The sequence below is a fragment of the Priestia sp. FSL R5-0597 genome (assembly GCF_038006305.1).
Taxonomy (GTDB): domain Bacteria; phylum Bacillota; class Bacilli; order Bacillales; family Bacillaceae_H; genus Priestia; species Priestia zanthoxyli.
On sequence record NZ_JBBOUZ010000001.1, the window covers coordinates 1,227,946 to 1,243,392 of the forward strand.

The 15,447-nt window shown below is 38.3% G+C and carries 17 protein-coding genes and 1 riboswitch; of the genes, 13 read left to right on the plus strand and 4 right to left on the minus strand.

Annotated elements, in window-relative coordinates; translation table 11 throughout:
• Window positions 1–16: 16 nt before the first annotated feature.
• A riboswitch (yybP-ykoY riboswitch) is annotated at window positions 17–112 on the plus strand.
• Between the two features lie 96 nt (window positions 113–208).
• Both MKX72_RS06220 and sigI read left to right on the plus strand, forming a co-directional pair.
• On the plus strand, window positions 209–1,024 hold the full coding sequence (locus tag MKX72_RS06220; protein ID WP_028414185.1) for a TerC family protein: 816 nt from the start codon (window positions 209–211) through the stop codon (window positions 1,022–1,024).
• 363 nt (window positions 1,025–1,387) lie between these two features.
• On the plus strand, window positions 1,388–2,098 hold the full coding sequence (gene sigI / locus MKX72_RS06225; RefSeq protein ID WP_033578364.1) for an RNA polymerase sigma factor SigI: 711 nt from the start codon (window positions 1,388–1,390) through the stop codon (window positions 2,096–2,098).
• 52 nt (window positions 2,099–2,150) lie between these two features.
• Here sigI and MKX72_RS06230 read toward each other — a convergent pair whose 3' ends face one another.
• From MKX72_RS06230 to phaQ, 3 genes are all read right to left on the minus strand, one after another.
• Window positions 2,151–2,348, minus strand: a complete 198-nt coding sequence (locus MKX72_RS06230) for an alpha/beta-type small acid-soluble spore protein (protein WP_013055933.1) — start codon at window positions 2,346–2,348, stop codon at window positions 2,151–2,153.
• A gap of 143 nt (window positions 2,349–2,491) precedes the next feature.
• Window positions 2,492–3,004, minus strand: a complete 513-nt coding sequence (phaP, locus tag MKX72_RS06235) for a polyhydroxyalkanoic acid inclusion protein PhaP (protein ID WP_014461097.1) — start codon at window positions 3,002–3,004, stop codon at window positions 2,492–2,494.
• Between the two features lie 172 nt (window positions 3,005–3,176).
• Window positions 3,177–3,617, minus strand: coding sequence for a poly-beta-hydroxybutyrate-responsive repressor (gene phaQ / locus MKX72_RS06240; RefSeq protein ID WP_013055935.1), 441 nt, complete (start codon window positions 3,615–3,617; stop codon window positions 3,177–3,179).
• A 392-nt stretch (window positions 3,618–4,009) separates the two neighbouring features.
• Here phaQ and phaR point away from each other — a divergent pair, with 392 nt between their 5' ends.
• The 7 genes from phaR (at window position 4,010) to MKX72_RS06275 (ending at window position 9,209) form a co-directional block, all read left to right on the plus strand.
• Window positions 4,010–4,609, plus strand: a complete 600-nt coding sequence (gene phaR / locus MKX72_RS06245; protein ID WP_028414183.1) for a polyhydroxyalkanoic acid synthase subunit PhaR — start codon at window positions 4,010–4,012, stop codon at window positions 4,607–4,609.
• An 81-nt stretch (window positions 4,610–4,690) separates the two neighbouring features.
• Window positions 4,691–5,434, plus strand: coding sequence for an acetoacetyl-CoA reductase (phbB, locus tag MKX72_RS06250; RefSeq protein ID WP_014461095.1), 744 nt, complete (start codon window positions 4,691–4,693; stop codon window positions 5,432–5,434).
• A gap of 76 nt (window positions 5,435–5,510) precedes the next feature.
• Entirely contained in the window at window positions 5,511–6,599 is a 1,089-nt protein-coding gene (locus MKX72_RS06255; protein ID WP_013055939.1) for a class III poly(R)-hydroxyalkanoic acid synthase subunit PhaC, read from the plus strand.
• Between the two features lie 120 nt (window positions 6,600–6,719).
• Complete coding sequence (locus MKX72_RS06260; protein ID WP_080974237.1) at window positions 6,720–6,908, plus strand: hypothetical protein; 189 nt, start codon at window positions 6,720–6,722, stop codon at window positions 6,906–6,908.
• A 219-nt stretch (window positions 6,909–7,127) separates the two neighbouring features.
• Window positions 7,128–8,507: a TrkH family potassium uptake protein gene (locus tag MKX72_RS06265; protein ID WP_255256020.1), complete on the plus strand. Its 1,380-nt coding sequence runs from the start codon at window positions 7,128–7,130 to the stop codon at window positions 8,505–8,507.
• 367 nt (window positions 8,508–8,874) lie between these two features.
• Window positions 8,875–9,033: a hypothetical protein gene (locus tag MKX72_RS06270; protein WP_025749458.1), complete on the plus strand. Its 159-nt coding sequence runs from the start codon at window positions 8,875–8,877 to the stop codon at window positions 9,031–9,033.
• 2 nt (window positions 9,034–9,035) lie between these two features.
• Window positions 9,036–9,209 (plus strand): hypothetical protein, encoded by a 174-nt coding sequence (locus MKX72_RS06275; protein WP_014461091.1) that lies wholly within the window; start codon window positions 9,036–9,038, stop codon window positions 9,207–9,209.
• Window positions 9,210–9,236: 27 nt separating this feature from the next.
• Here the strand turns inward: MKX72_RS06275 and MKX72_RS06280 are convergent, their stop codons facing one another.
• Window positions 9,237–11,006 (minus strand): B12-binding domain-containing radical SAM protein, encoded by a 1,770-nt coding sequence (locus tag MKX72_RS06280; protein WP_028414181.1) that lies wholly within the window; start codon window positions 11,004–11,006, stop codon window positions 9,237–9,239.
• Window positions 11,007–11,199: 193 nt separating this feature from the next.
• Between MKX72_RS06280 and MKX72_RS06285 the strand changes: the two genes are divergently transcribed.
• The 4 genes from MKX72_RS06285 (at window position 11,200) to MKX72_RS06300 (ending at window position 15,446) form a co-directional block, all read left to right on the plus strand.
• Window positions 11,200–11,919, plus strand: coding sequence for a FadR/GntR family transcriptional regulator (locus tag MKX72_RS06285; RefSeq protein WP_028414180.1), 720 nt, complete (start codon window positions 11,200–11,202; stop codon window positions 11,917–11,919).
• Between the two features lie 138 nt (window positions 11,920–12,057).
• The gene (locus MKX72_RS06290; RefSeq protein ID WP_063247582.1) at window positions 12,058–13,578 is read left to right on the plus strand and encodes a nicotinate phosphoribosyltransferase; all 1,521 of its coding nucleotides are present in this window, start codon (window positions 12,058–12,060) and stop codon (window positions 13,576–13,578) included.
• Between the two features lie 35 nt (window positions 13,579–13,613).
• The gene (gene nadE, locus MKX72_RS06295) at window positions 13,614–14,444 is read left to right on the plus strand and encodes an ammonia-dependent NAD(+) synthetase (protein WP_028414178.1); all 831 of its coding nucleotides are present in this window, start codon (window positions 13,614–13,616) and stop codon (window positions 14,442–14,444) included.
• Window positions 14,445–14,726: 282 nt separating this feature from the next.
• Window positions 14,727–15,446 carry a (Fe-S)-binding protein gene (locus MKX72_RS06300; RefSeq protein ID WP_155008446.1) on the plus strand — a complete coding sequence of 240 codons (720 nt, stop codon included), beginning with the start codon at window positions 14,727–14,729 and terminating at the stop codon, window positions 15,444–15,446.
• The last annotated feature ends 1 nt before the right edge of the window (window position 15,447 follow it).

A 15,447-nucleotide genomic window follows, 5' to 3' on the forward strand; every position in this document is an offset into this window, starting at 1 on the left:
TTAATACATTTACTTCTTACGGAGTAAAGGGGAGTAGCGTCAGGGAAACCTGAAACAAAGTCGTCATTACATGGAGTATTCCATCGGCTTTGTTGGCATAATGATTATGCTTAGCAAGACCTTTGCCATATTTGGCAAAGGTCTTTTTGTGTTTTATTCCGGTAATGAGAATAAATCAACTTATACAAAGAAACGAGAGGGGATTTTTATGGATGCATCGCTTTTGTTAGAATATGGATGGGTATTGCTGGTGCTGGTTGCATTAGAAGGAATTTTGGCGGCGGATAATGCTCTTGTAATGGCCATTATGGTCAAACATTTACCGGAAGAAAAACGCAAGAAGGCATTATTTTACGGATTAGCCGGTGCCTTTATTTTTAGATTCGGTTCATTGTTTTTGATTTCATTTTTGGTAGATGTATGGCAGCTTCAAGCAATAGGAGCCATTTACTTATTGTTCATTTCCATTAATCATATTGTGAAGCGATATGTGAAAAAAGGTGATCATGAAAAAGTAAAAGAAGCGGACGGAAAAAAGGGCTCAGGTTTCTGGATGACGGTCTTGAAAGTAGAAGTAGCGGACATTGCTTTTGCGGTTGATTCAATTTTGGCTGCTGTGGCTCTTGCCGTTACGTTGCCAACAACCAATCTTCCTAAAATTGGCGGACTCGATGGCGGACAATTCTTGGTGATCTTTGCCGGAGGAATTATGGGACTAATCATTATGCGTTTTGCTGCAACTTGGTTCGTCAAGCTATTAAATACGCGCCCGGGGCTAGAAACGGCGGCTTTTGCTATCGTAGGCTGGGTAGGGGTTAAGCTAGCAGTTTACACTCTTGCTCATCCGGAGTTAGGTATTATTAATGAACACTTCCCTGAATCAAAAGTATGGAAAATTACGTTTTGGGTTGTGTTACTTGGCATAGCAGCTTCAGGCTGGTTCTTATCTAAAAACAAAGAACAAACTGATCTTGAAGGTTCAGAGAAAGAAAAAGACTCATTAAAGAAAATTGAAAATCAATAATACAAAAAAAACGCGCTTTTAATGCGCGTTTTTTTTGTATTAAGATAAAATACCTAGTTTAAATTGTTTTGGGAAAGGGTAAAAGAACTAACTGGTGTTTAATTACTGTATATCCGAATGTTTTGCTTTTTCGTTCATATTCTGTAAAGAACAGAATCAGCGTTGGATAATTCAGTTCAATGAAGTTTATTTCAGTTCATAAACATATATTTCAAATGTATGTTAATTGGTAAAATTGAGCTATTATGGGTTATAATAAAGAGAATTAAAAGGAGCAGAGCGCTTCTTTACCCTGTTCGTCATCAAAAGAATGGATATTAACATGGTATAAAGCAACTGAGTATAGTAAAAGAGGTGAAGCCAATGCTCACAAAAGTTCAAACGCCTCCATCGCTTGAAACGCTTGTACTGACGATTCAGCAAGGGGATAAACAATTACATAACGAAATGATTCAACAATATAAACCGTTTATTGCTAAAGTTGTTTCAGCTGTATGTAAACGTTATATAAGTGAAGCTGACGATGAATTTAGCATTGGTCTGATTGCGTTTAATGAAGCCATTGAAAATTACACAATCCAAAAAGGAAGATCCCTTCTTGCATTTGCGGAACTGATTATTAAAAGAAGAGTCATCGACTATATTCGAAAAGAAAAGCGAAACCAAACGCTGCTCTATAGCCGAATTGAAAATGAAGGTTTTATGCAAGGTAAGGTAGAAAGGGATATATCGCTTTCTAACTATAAAAGGCAAAGTGAAACTTCATATATTCAAGAGGAAATGACTTATTTTTGTCAGACGCTGGAACTGTTTAAATTAACTCTTGAAGACATTATTAACACGTCTCCTAAACATAAGGATGCAAGGGGAAACGCAGTGGAAGTTGCATCTTTTATCGTCAATGAAAAAGAATTAAAAGATAAGCTGTTTTTAAAGCGGCAGCTTCCCATTCGCTTGATTGAAAAACATGTCAAAGTGAGCCGGAAAACAATTGAAAGAAACCGGAAATATATCATCGCAATGGTTATTATATTAGCGGGGGACTACGTGTATTTAAAAGACTATATTATGTAAGAAAAAGGCACACGCAGGTGCCTTTTTTTTAGCCATGTTATGAAGTTATGTTTTATTTTTGTGTGCTGCCGCTTAAGTGAGCTTGAGCTTGTTGCACCAAGCGTTTTGTGATTTCTCCGCCTACTGAACCGTTGCTGCGTGCAGCAGTGTCAGAACCTAGAGTTACCCCAAATTCTTGAGCGATTTCGTATTTATATTGATCTAAAAATTGTTCTACTCCTGGTGTTAATAGTTTATTTGTTCTAGCCATGATTAGTCATCTCCTTTTTTAGTTGTACAGCAGTTCACTGCTGTACCTGTATTATTTGCTGTTTACTATTTTGCATACTGGTAATGGTTTGCAAGAAAGTATAAAAAAGCCCAGCTTTCAAAGAAGCTGGGCTTTTTTATATATTATTTTACAACTGCATATTGCTCAAGAGACTGAGCAAATGATTTTTGAAGAGATTTTACTTGCTCTACGTATGCATCAGATACGTGTTGGAACTCTTGACGCGTTTTCTTTTGCTCTTCTACTAATTGTGTTACTACTTGATGATATTGTTCTTGAGCTTGCTTTACTAAAGAATAGCTTGATTTGCTTTGGTTAAGAGAAAGCTCTTGTAATTTATTTAATGCTTCATGCGTGCGGTTTGTCCATTCTTCATAAGAATCGGCAACAGCGTTACCAGCTGTTTTACGTAAGTTTTCAACTGTTTTTTGTTGAAGATCTTCTAATTCAGCTTTCCACTGTTTGTCTGTTGCTTGAAGTTGTTCAACTGCTTTTGTTACAAATTCTTGCTGTTGCTCAAGTGCTTTTAACGTCCATTGCTCAATTTGTTTGTTTCCGTCTGCAATGTTTTGTAACCCCTTTGTCCATTGTTCCCACATTGCATCAATTACTGTATCATACTTTACTGTTGACATAATCAAATTCCTCCTTGAATAATTTGGTCTGGCGAACAGTTATCGTAATGAACAAAACGTTAAAGAAGAAATTCGTAGTTGTGTAATAAACCTAACATTCCGCGCTCGCTGGTTGACCGTGAAATTTATTTAACATTATATTAGGAAACGCAGATGTACTGCGTGAATCCCTTTAATCGTTTTCTTCCTCTTTTGATTCTTTTGACTTTTTAGAAGAAGAAGAGCTAAAAGGGAACAACATGTCGGTATACATGTGAAAAAATGAATCTAACATGTTTTGATACTGTTCAAGTGAATTAGCCCACATGCTTAAATATTGTTCACCGGCATCTGTTAATGAGTAAATCCGGCGTGCAGGTCCTTCAGCTGACGTATCCCATTGCGATGTAATCAAGTTGTCTTTTTCAAGCTGTCTCAGCGTGCGGTAGACATTTCCTTGATCAACTGATGTGAATCCAAAGCTCATTAGTTGCTGAATGAGCTTGTAACCATGTAGATTCCAACCTCTTAAACTTAAAAGAAGAAAAGGAACCATCAAGTTTTTTGGTGCACCGCTAATCGATTTTTCTAAGTTGTTTGAATTAGAGGTGTTATCTTTTTCACTTGATCCCAAGGTAATCACCCCTTCGAAAAAAGAGAATTTGTTTTCTATATGTGTAATTTACACCTAGATGAAAAAATTGTCAACACTTTAAAACAGGTCTTTCAAATACAGGAAAAAAGAACGATTTTTTGAATTTCGACAAAAAGCGTCAAAAAAATTCAAAAATAAACAAAGATTTAGAATTGTTTATTTTGGAAAACGAATTTATAATAGTACATGTAGGTAATTTTTATAACATTTATAATTTGTTGGTAAGTGAATTGTGAAAAGATTTACATTATCCAATAAATAAACGCAAAATTGGTTGCGTTTACTTAGAGCTTCTAATATGTCGCTTGTCACATTAAGTGTCCATATTGAAAGCCATCACTTTTAACGTACACAAGAAAGGAGATGGAGTTTTGGAACAGCAAAAAGTATTTGATCCGTTTCAAGCATGGAAAGACGTATATGACAAAACCGAATCTTACTGGGGTAAAGTTATTGGGGACAATATGAATCGTGAAGAATTTTCCCAGCTCATGGGAAATGTGCTAAATATGAACCTTCAATATCAACAAGCAGTAAATGAAGTAACGGGGCGCTATCTGCACCAAGTAAATGTACCCACAAAAGAAGATGTAGCAAACGTTGCGTCATTAGTCATCAATGTGGAAGAAAAAGTAGAATTATTAGAAGAGCAATTTGATGATCGTTTTGATGAATTAGAAGCACAGCAAGAAAGTGCATCCGCTTTGAAAAAAGATGTAACTAAGCTGAAATCTGATGTCAAATCATTAGACAAAAAACTCGACAAAGTTTTATCTCTTCTTGAAGGGCAGCAAAAAACACAAGACGAGTTAAAAGAAACGATTCAACAACAAATTAAAACTCAAGGTGAGCAGCTTCAGGCTCAGCTGTTAGAAAAACAAGAAAAATTAGCTGAAAAGCCAAAGGCAGAAGCTAAAGCTGAAGCAAAACCATCAAACGCTCAAAAAACTGAGCAGCCGGCTCGCAAGTAGGGCATAGGGGATTTTAAAACAACATTAACTGCTGTATTTACAGTAAAAATCATCGCTGAAGAAGCAAGGGGGAAATTTTTCATGACAACATTACAAGGTAAAGTAGCAATCGTAACAGGCGGATCTAAAGGTATCGGGGCAGCAATTACACGTGAGCTTGCTTCTAATGGAGTAAAAGTAGCAGTAAACTATAACAGCAGTAAAGAATCTGCAGAAGCAATTGTAAAAGAAATTAAAGACAACGGCGGCGAAGCTATTGCGGTTCAAGCTGACGTGTCTTATGTAGATCAAGCAAAACACCTAATCGAAGAAACAAAAGCTGCGTTTGGTCAATTGGACATTCTAGTAAACAATGCTGGAATTACGCGTGACCGTTCATTCAAGAAGTTAGGCGAAGAAGATTGGAAAAAAGTAATTGATGTAAACTTACATAGCGTATACAACACAACATCAGCTGCGCTAACGCATCTTTTAGAATCTGAAGGCGGTCGTGTTATCAATATTTCATCAATTATTGGTCAAGCGGGCGGATTTGGTCAAACAAACTACTCAGCTGCTAAAGCAGGTATGCTAGGATTCACTAAATCATTAGCTCTTGAACTTGCTAAGTCAGGCGTAACAGTTAATGCAATTTGCCCAGGATTTATTGAAACGGAAATGGTAATGGCAATGCCGGAAGAAGTTCGTGCAAAAGTTGTTGCGAAAATTCCAACTCGTCGCTTAGGCCACGCTGAAGAAATTGCACGCGGAGTTGTTTACTTAGCAAAAGACGGCGCGTACATTACAGGACAACAGTTAAACATTAACGGCGGCTTATACATGTAATAGATGCTGGCCCTGACTTTTGTCGGGGCTGTGCTTGTTAACTAACTACTAATGAAATGAAAGGGTGTGTATATTCGTGGCAATTCCTTACGTGCAAGAGTGGGAAAAATTAATCAAATCAATGCCAAGTGAATATAAAAGTTCTGCAAGACGTTTTAAGCGTGCATATGAAATTATGACAACAGAAGCGGAACCGGAAGTTGGATTAACACCAAAAGAGGTTATTTGGAAAAAGAACAAAGCGAAATTATATCGCTATACGCCAGTAAAAGATAACCTTCATAAAACACCAATTTTACTCGTATATGCACTGATCAATAAACCGTATATTTTGGATTTGACACCTGGAAACAGCCTTGTTGAATACTTATTAAACCGCGGTTTTGACGTGTATTTACTTGACTGGGGAACTCCTGGACTTGAAGACAGCAATATGAAGTTAGATGATTATATTGTGGATTATATTCCAAAAGCGGCGAAAAAGGTGCTGCGCACTTCTAAATCTCCTGATTTGTCTGTTCTTGGTTACTGCATGGGCGGAACTATGACATCTATTTTTGCTGCATTAAATGAAGACTTGCCGATTAAAAACTTAATTTTTATGACAAGTCCATTTGATTTCTCGGATACAGGTTTATACGGGGCATTCCTAGACGACCGCTACTTTAATTTAGATAAAGCAGTAGATACATTTGGAAACATCCCTCCAGAGATGATTGACTTTGGAAACAAGATGCTAAAGCCAATCACAAATTTTTACGGTCCGTATGTAACGCTGGTGGATCGTTCGGAAAATCAGCGCTTTGTTGAAAGCTGGAAGCTAATGCAAAAGTGGGTTGCTGACGGAATCCCATTTGCTGGTGAAGCTTATCGTCAGTGGATTCGCGACTTCTATCAACAAAACAAATTAATCAATGGTGAACTTGAAGTTCGCGGACGCAAAGTAGATTTGAAAAATATTAAAGCTAATATTTTAAACATTGCTGCTAGCCGTGATCATATTGCGATGCCGCATCAAGTGGCAGCTTTAATGGACGCTGTTTCAAGTGAAGATAAAGAGTACAAATTGCTGCAAACAGGTCACGTATCTGTTGTATTTGGTCCAAAAGCAGTGAAGGAAACATATCCTTCAATCGGCGATTGGCTAGAAAAACGTTCTAAATAAAATAAAGACGCGGCTGGGACAAAAATATTTTAGCCGAAGTAAAAAACGAACCACTGATATCAGTGGTTCGTTTTTTGTTATGGTGAACGCAGGTTTCAAGTATGTGGTTGCTTCTAGCTGGTGATTGGAGGGCAAGGCGAAGACTCCTGCGGGGAAAGCGGAACAGGTGAGACCCCGCAGGAGCGTAAGCGACGAGGAGGCTCAGCGGTCGCCCGCGGAAAGCGAAGTCTTGCACGGAAATCAACAGCGGTGTCTCAAGTGTCCATACGAGCTCATGTATCCCATTTACTTGTCTTTAGATTAGATTAATTTAATTATGTCTCGACCTCGTTTTTTTGTATAAACAGACAATATTGAGTGACGGTTCTTGATGCAGGCTGCTGGGATTTATGATATCTAATGACAAGTGAGGTGACTTCTTTTATACTAATGTAGTCACCTTCTTGAACATGGGATTTTTTACATGGATATTGCGATCCATGTAACAATGAGTATGCTTTGGGAAGAAAGAAGAAAACTATTAGTATTATAACAAAAAAGGAATGTCAGATTATGCCGCAACCATGGAAACGACGAGTAAGGCAGATGTCTTCAGCTCAAATTATTGTTACATTTTACATAGTGGCTGTTACGCTTGGATTTCTATTGCTTAGTATTCCAGAAGCTTTAAAGCCGGGAGTGAAGTTAGCATTTATTGATCGCTTATTTATTGCCGTTAGTGCGGTAAGTGTAACAGGGCTGACACCTGTTTCTACTCCGGATACATTTAGTACCACGGGCTATTTTTTGCTCGCTTTTATCTTTCAAATCGGTGGTATTGGTGTGATGACACTCAGTACATTCATTTGGATGATTTTAGGTAAAAAAATTGGTTTAAAGGAACGTCAGCTCATTATGACAGATCATAACCAATCCCGTTTATCAGGATTAGTTGACTTGATGAGAAATATTTTATTTATTATTTTTGCTATTGAACTAGTTGGTGCCATTATTTTAGGATTACATTTTCTCCGTTACTATTCGAGCTGGACAGATGCGTTTCTGCATGGTTTCTTTGCTTCTGTCAGCGCTACAACAAATGCCGGCTTCGATATTACAGGATCTTCATTTATTCCGTATGCCCATGATTATTTTGTACAAGTGGTAACTGTTATTTTAATTACGCTTGGAGCGATTGGATTCCCTGTGTTAATTGAGATTAAGCACTATTTTTTAACATTTAAAGATAAGCGTAAATTTCAATTTTCTCTATTTACGAAGCTAACGACCATTATGTTTTTTCTGCTGTTAGCAGGGGGAACAATTTTAATTCTTGTGCTAGAGCATTCAGGGTTTTTAGCAGATAAGTCTTGGGATGAATCGTTCTTTTATGCGTTTTTCCAATCCGCTGCTACAAGGAGCGGAGGAGTGGCGACCATGAATATTAATGAGTTTTCACTTCCTACGTTAATTATGATGAGCGCGATGATGTTTATCGGGGCTTCACCGAGCTCAGTAGGAGGAGGAATTCGTACGACGACGTTTGCATTAAATATTCTTTTCCTGTTTTATTACGTAAGAGGAAATAAGACGATTAAAATCTTTCGCCGCGAAATTCATGAAGATGACATTATCAAATCAGTAGCCGTGTCGATGTTAGCCGTGATCATTTGCTCGATTTCTCTTCTTATTTTAAGTATTACAGAACATTTTTCTCTCATTGAGCTTATTTTTGAAGTGTGTTCAGCTTTTGGGACAACCGGTTTATCAATGGGCATTACAGGAGGACTTTCTGATATCGGAAAATGCGTTATTATGATTTTAATGTTCATTGGCCGAATTGGCATGTTTTCATTTATCTTAATGCTTCGCCGTCCAACGTCTGGACCGGATTATCACTATCCGAAAGAACGTATCATTATTGGATAAAAGAGGCTGGGACAAAAATATGTTAGTTGAAGGAAGATCCGAATGAGTTTGTTTCTTGATTAAGAATCCAACTCGTTCGGATCTTTTTATTATGATGGTGAACGTAGGTTTCATGTAGCTGCTTCTAGCTGTTGATGGGAGGGCGAGGCTTATCGACCGCCCGCGGAAAGCGAAGCCTTGCACGGAAATCAACAGCGGTGTCACAAGCGGTTCAACGCATTTATCCTAGTTGTTCGTATTTAGAGTAAAGTGATTTTGTTATGTTTCAACCGCTTTTTTACAGCTTTTTCTGCTTATATTGCTTAGCAAAAGGCGCATTCTAAGAAAAGGAAGTTCAATGGACTTCCAAGCATAGGAGGGATAGATGATGGCAAAGCGTAAAGTAGGGTACAAATCAGCACTAACTAACAACAATACACCAAAAGAGAGCCTTTCAGATGCAGAATTTGCTGCTGAATATGCTGGCGGCGAGGAGCCGGCTAAAGGCGCGAATCGCAATTCTAAAAAAGGAAAGCAAGGTAAGTAACGATGAGCAAACATAAACAAAATAATAAGCATATAGCGAGCACCGAAGCAAAACAAAAACAATTACTGCAAGAAGAGTTTGGAACGGAAATGGGCGATCCGAACGCAGCTAAAATATATGAATCCCTTGGAAAGACAAAGTCTGATAAAGAGCATGAAAAGAAAAAAGAATGCTAAAGAAAAAAACCTCGGATATCCGAGGTTTTAGCTTACAACTGGAAGACCAAATGCTTCTACAGGTGCTGAATAAAGTTTTGTATCATTTGCTTTTTGATCATAATAAGCAAGAAGAACAGATGGTTGTTCATTGATTTGTCCTGTTTGTTTATAATACATATAATCAAATGGAAGAATCTCTAAAACAGTGTGCTTGTATAATTCTTTTTCAGCAAGCTGTTCAGCTTCAAAAGCCTGTCCCATGATAGAAGGATTAGCAAGCATTTGCTGATAGTAATGAGAGCGGACTTGTTTTTCTACTTTATCGTCCCACCAAGGCTTACGAGGCTTATGCTTTTGGTTTTGTAAATAATCAATTTTCATAAACCCTTCAATTACTTCTTCATTTGAAAAACTTTCTGTTTGAATATACTGTTTAAGGCGTCTGAATAAATCTTCAAGCTGATGACCGATTCGAACCCAGCCCATTTCATCCCAATACGTCCCAAAGTTTTGGAAAAAATCAAAAGGCGTATCATAGCAGTGTTCTACTAAAAACTCGATCGTTTCATCCATTCGGTGGTCATTCCAAAACTTTTCTAAAATATCTTCTACATGCTTGATGCGTACGACATCTGAAAATGGCAAGACGTTATTGCTTAAAATTTCATAAGGCGACTGATCCATGTATTGATAATTATAGCGAGGCGCACTTAAACGTAAGCCAGTGCCGCGAAGCATTTTTAAAAAGCCTAGCTGAAGCTCTTCAGGACGAAGTGCAAATACATCATTAAACGTATTTTTAAATGAGTTGTAATCTTCGTCTGGCAGTCCGGCGATTAAATCTAAATGCTGGTCGATCTTTCCGCCTTCTTTTACCATTGTTACGGTACGCGTTAATTTTTTGAAGTTTTGTTTGCGTTTGACTAGCTCATTAACGGCATCATTTGTAGATTGAACGCCAATTTCAAAGCGGAATAATCCTTTTGGCGCGTTATCGTTTAAGAACTGAATAACTTCTGGGCGCATAATATCGGCAGTAATTTCAAACTGAAATACGGTACCTTCACGATGTTCATCAATTAAAAATTGGAACATTTCCATGGCGTAGCTGCGGCTGATGTTGAACGTGCGGTCTACGAACTTAATTGTGCGCGCTCCGTTATCCATCAAATAGCGAATATCTTCTTTTACTTTTTCTCGGTCGAAATAACGAACGCCTACTTCAATAGAAGAGAGACAGAACTGACAGCTAAACGGACAGCCGCGGCTTGTTTCAATATACACAACGCGTTTTGAAAGTTCTTGGCGGTCTTCTTCAAAACGGAAAGGAGAAGGCATTTCGCGCAGATCAATTTTATTGCGCTGTGGGTTAACAACTGGTTTTCCTTCTTTTCGGAAAGCCACGCCGCTTACGTTTTCAAACTGACGCTCGCCGTGAAGTTCATCTAACAGCTGCTTGAATGTTTCTTCACCTTCACCAATAGCGATAAAGTCAGCTTCAGGAATACGCTCTAACCAGTGAGTTACATCATAGGTTACTTCTGGTCCACCGAATATAATGATGAGCTCAGGATTGATCTTTTTAAGCATTTGTGCGACTTTAATCGTTTCTTCAATATTCCAAATGTAACAGCTGAAACCAATAATATCTGGGTTGCGTTTATATAAATCCGTGACAATGTTCATAGCAGGATCTTTAATCGTATATTCGGCCATATCCACTTTATAGTCAGGCTCGGCATAGGCTTTTAAACATCGAAGGGCTAAAGAAGTATGAATATACTTCGCATTCAATGTACTGACAACAATGTTCATTCAAAAAGCTCCTTTTAACTCGTAATATGAAATCAATTTACTATTTTAGCACATTTGAGAAATAAAGTATAAATACCTTTGCACTTTTGTTGTGGCGGGGAAAAGATTTCGGTAAAATGTAACAGAAACGTAAAAGAAGAAAGAGTCTCGGTTAATGTGAACCTTGGTGAACGAAAAAAATGAGGTGGAAAACGTGGAATATAAGCGAATTAAGCCAAAAAAAATATACGAAGAAGTAGCCGAAACGCTTCTTGAGAATATAAAAGAAGGCAGCTTGAAACCTGGAGACCGTTTGGATTCAGTGCAGCAGCTGGCGGAAAACTTTCAGGTAGGACGCTCAGCTATTCGTGAAGCTCTTAGCGCTTTGCGGGCGATGGGGCTTCTGGAGATGAAGCAAGGAGAAGGCACATTTGTACGCGAATTTAACTCAGATATGCTATCTTTGCCTGTAACTAGCGCTGTATTAATGAATAAAAACGATATTGAGCACTTGCTTGAAGTGAGAAAAGTATTAGAAATTGGAGCTGTTCGAGCGGCAGCTCAAAAGAGAACGGATGCGGACCTTAAACAGCTGTCTAATAGTCTGGAACAAATGAAAGGAGCGTTTGGCAATGAAGAACTGGGAGAGAAAGCAGATTTTGCTTTTCATTTAGCCATTGCCAAAGCCTCACAAAACCCTCTTTTAGTGAAGCTTATGAATAACGTATCAGAAATGATGATTGAAACGATGAAAGAGACAAGACGCATCTGGCTTTATGCAGAAGAGAAAACGGCTGAACGGATTTATAAAGAGCATCAGCAAATTTATGAAGCTATTCTTTCTCAGCATGCAGAAGATGCTCAGCATTTTATGATGAGTCACCTTGATAATGTTGAACATGTACTAATGAAATACATACCGGAAGAAAAATAACGCCATTTCAGGCAGAAAAGTGCGCTCTAAACAACAGAAAAACTAAAATTCAAGCACCTTCCGATAATTTATGCTTGCTCTATTGTGAAAAGATTTACATAATAGAAACTAGGATTGTCAAATGGAGGGTTACAAAGTATGAAAAAGCAATATAGAGATGATAGTCTAGCTTTGCATACAGATCTATACGAGCTGAATATGGCGCATACGTATTTTCAAGACCAGATTCATAAACGTCGTTCTGTATTTGAAGCTTACTTTCGTCGGATGCCGTTTGAAAGCGGTTATGCGGTGTTTGCCGGGCTAGAAAGAGTAATTGATTTTATTGCTAATTTCAGATTTAGCGAAACGGACTTAGATTATTTATATGAAGAATTACATTATGAAGCGGAGTTTATCGACTATCTAAAACAGGTTCGATTTAGCGGTAATATTCGTTCGGTCGTAGAAGGCGAAATGATTTTTGCTAATGAACCGATGCTGCAAATTGACGCTCCTTTAGCAGAAGCGCAGCTTATTGAAACGCCGCTTTTAAATATTTTAAATTTCCATCCGCTGATTGCCACAAAAGCATCGCGTATTCGCTTAGCCGCGGGAGAAGATAATTTATATGAACATACGGGTACAAATCAGCTTATGGAATTTGGTTCAAGAAGAGCACATGAGCTGGATGCTGCTTTTTACGGGGCAAGAGCTGCTTATATTGGAGGCTTTGACGCAACCAGTAATGTAAGAGCGGGAAAAGTGTTTGGAATTCCTGTGTCCGGCACTCACGCCCACGCGCTTGTTCAAGTCTATCGTGATGAATATAGTGCGTTTAAAAAATATGCCGAATCACACCGTAACTGTATCTTTTTAGTAGATACATATAATACGTTAAAATCAGGTATTCCAAATGCTATTAAAGTAGCAAAAGAAATGGGAGAACGAATTAATTTTATCGGTATTCGATTAGACAGCGGAAGACTTCCATATCTTTCTCAAGAGGCAAGAAAAATGCTTGATGAAGCGGGCTATCATGATGTGAAAATTTTCGCTTCGAATGACCTTGATGAGTACAGCATTCTAGATTTGAAAGCGCAAGGTGCCAAAATTGATGGATGGGGAGTTGGAACAAAGCTCATGACGTCCTTTGATCAGCCGGCGCTAGGAGCGGTGTACAAGCTGGTTTCTATTGAAGATGATCATGGAAACATGGTGGATACGATTAAGCTGTCAGAAAACCCGGAGAAAATTTCAACTCCCGGTCTAAAAGAAGTATATCGAATTGTAAATCAAGTGAATCACAAATGGGAAGGCGATTATATTACGATGCAAGACGAAGTGCCGAATGAAGAGGAGCATTTAAAAATGTTTCATCCTATTCATACGCACGTCAGCAAGTTTGTCACGAACTTTAACGCACGTAAAATTCACCAGCCAATCTTTGTACAGGGAAAGCTTGTGTATGAGCAGCCTACCATTGAAGAAATGAGAGCCTACTGCTTACAAAACTTAAAGCATCTATGGGATGACTACAAAGTTATTACAAAATCGAACGAAGATGTATTTCGTCCTACAGAGTATCCAGTAGACTTAAGTACAAACTGCTGGGATAACAAAATGCAAAATATCGAAGAGACTAGAAGCAAGTTACTATCTGATACCGTACTTGTGTAGATTCCGTCAGCTAGTAATGAGAGGAGAGTTTTTTTATGAAAGAGCTACAAAAGCAAATTATTGAAGAAATGCATGTGCAAAAAGAAATTAATCCCGCGGAAGAAATTCGCCGCAGCGTTGATTTTCTGAAATCCTACATGAACAAATATCCTTTTTTACGTTCGTTTGTACTAGGTATTTCCGGCGGCCAAGATTCTACGTTAACTGGAAAGCTGGCGCAGCTAGCGGTTAATGAGTTGAATGAAGAAGCCGAAGAAGAGCGCTATCAGTTTATTGCTGTTCGTCTTCCATACGGTGTGCAGGCAGATGAAGCAGACTGTCAAGATGCACTTGCTTTTATTCAACCAACAAAATCTATTTCTATTAATGTAAAACCAGCAGTAGATGCGATGCTTTCTGCTGTTGAAGAAGCGGCAGATGATAAAGTTTCCGACTTCAACAAAGGAAATGTAAAAGCACGTGAACGAATGATTGCGCAATATACGGTAGCAGGCATGTACAGTGGAGTCGTACTTGGAACGGATCACTCCGCTGAAGCTGTTACAGGATTTTATACAAAATTTGGTGACGGAGGAGCTGACTTAGTTCCTATCTTCCGTCTGAACAAGCGACAAGGAAAACAAATGCTAAAAGAATTAGGCTGTCCCGAGCATCTATATATGAAAAAACCAACGGCTGATTTGGAAGAAGATCGTCCACAGCTTCCGGATGAAGAAGCGCTTGGCGTAACGTATGAGCAAATCGACGATTATTTAGAAGGCAAAGATGTAGGTGAACATGCAAGTAACGTCATTGAAGGTCACTTCTTAAAAACGCAGCATAAACGCCAATTGCCAATCACAGTGTTTGATGATTTTTGGAAATAAATAAGTAAGAAGCTGAGACAAACGTAGTTTAGTTGAAGGAAGATCCGAACGGTTTTGATTCTTGATGGAGAATCAAATTCGTTCGGATTTTTTTAATAATAGGGCAAACGTAGGTTTCACGTGTCTCAATTTCTTATTATTTTGTGGCAAAAATATCAAACAAAGAAATGTATTTTTGAAAAACTAGTGAAATTAGAAAAACATAGGAGTATAATAGCATTAAGTCATCTGATGACCTGTTAACTAAAAGAAGTAAAATGATCAGCTTGGAGGGAGCAAATGATGAAAGTATCTTTATTTGCCACATGTTTGATTGATATGTTTCAAACAAATGTAGGAAAAGCGACGGTAGAATTGTTAGAACGATTAGGATGCGAAGTGGATTTTCCAAAGAGTCAAGTATGCTGCGGGCAGCCTGCGTATAACAGCGGTTACGTAAAAGAATCAAAAGAAGCAATGAAAAACATGATAAAAGCGTTTGAGCATGCAGAGTACGTTGTATCTCCATCAGGCTCGTGTGTGACAATGTTTAAAGAGTATCCCCATCTTTTTAAAGGTGATGCTGCATGGCATGAGTCTGCCGTGAAGCTTGCTGATAAAACGTATGAGCTAACGGATTTTATTGTAAACGTTTTAAAAGTAGAAGACTTGGGAGCCAGCTTAAATGGGAAAGCCACTTATCATTCTTCCTGTCATATGACGCGTTTGCTAAACGTAAAAAAAGAACCTTTTACACTATTAAACAATGTAAAGGGTCTTGAAATGGAGAATCTTGAAAACAGTCATAACTGCTGCGGATTTGGCGGGACGTTTTCGGTTAAGATGGGGCAAATCTCTGAACAAATGGTCGATGAAAAAGTGGGCTGTATAGCTAAAACAAACGCGGAGTACTTAATTGGAGCTGACTGCGGCTGTCTTATGAATATTGGAGGAAGAATTGAACGAAAAGGACAGCCTGTAAAAGTGATGCATATCGCTGAAGTGTTAAATAGCAGAATGTAAA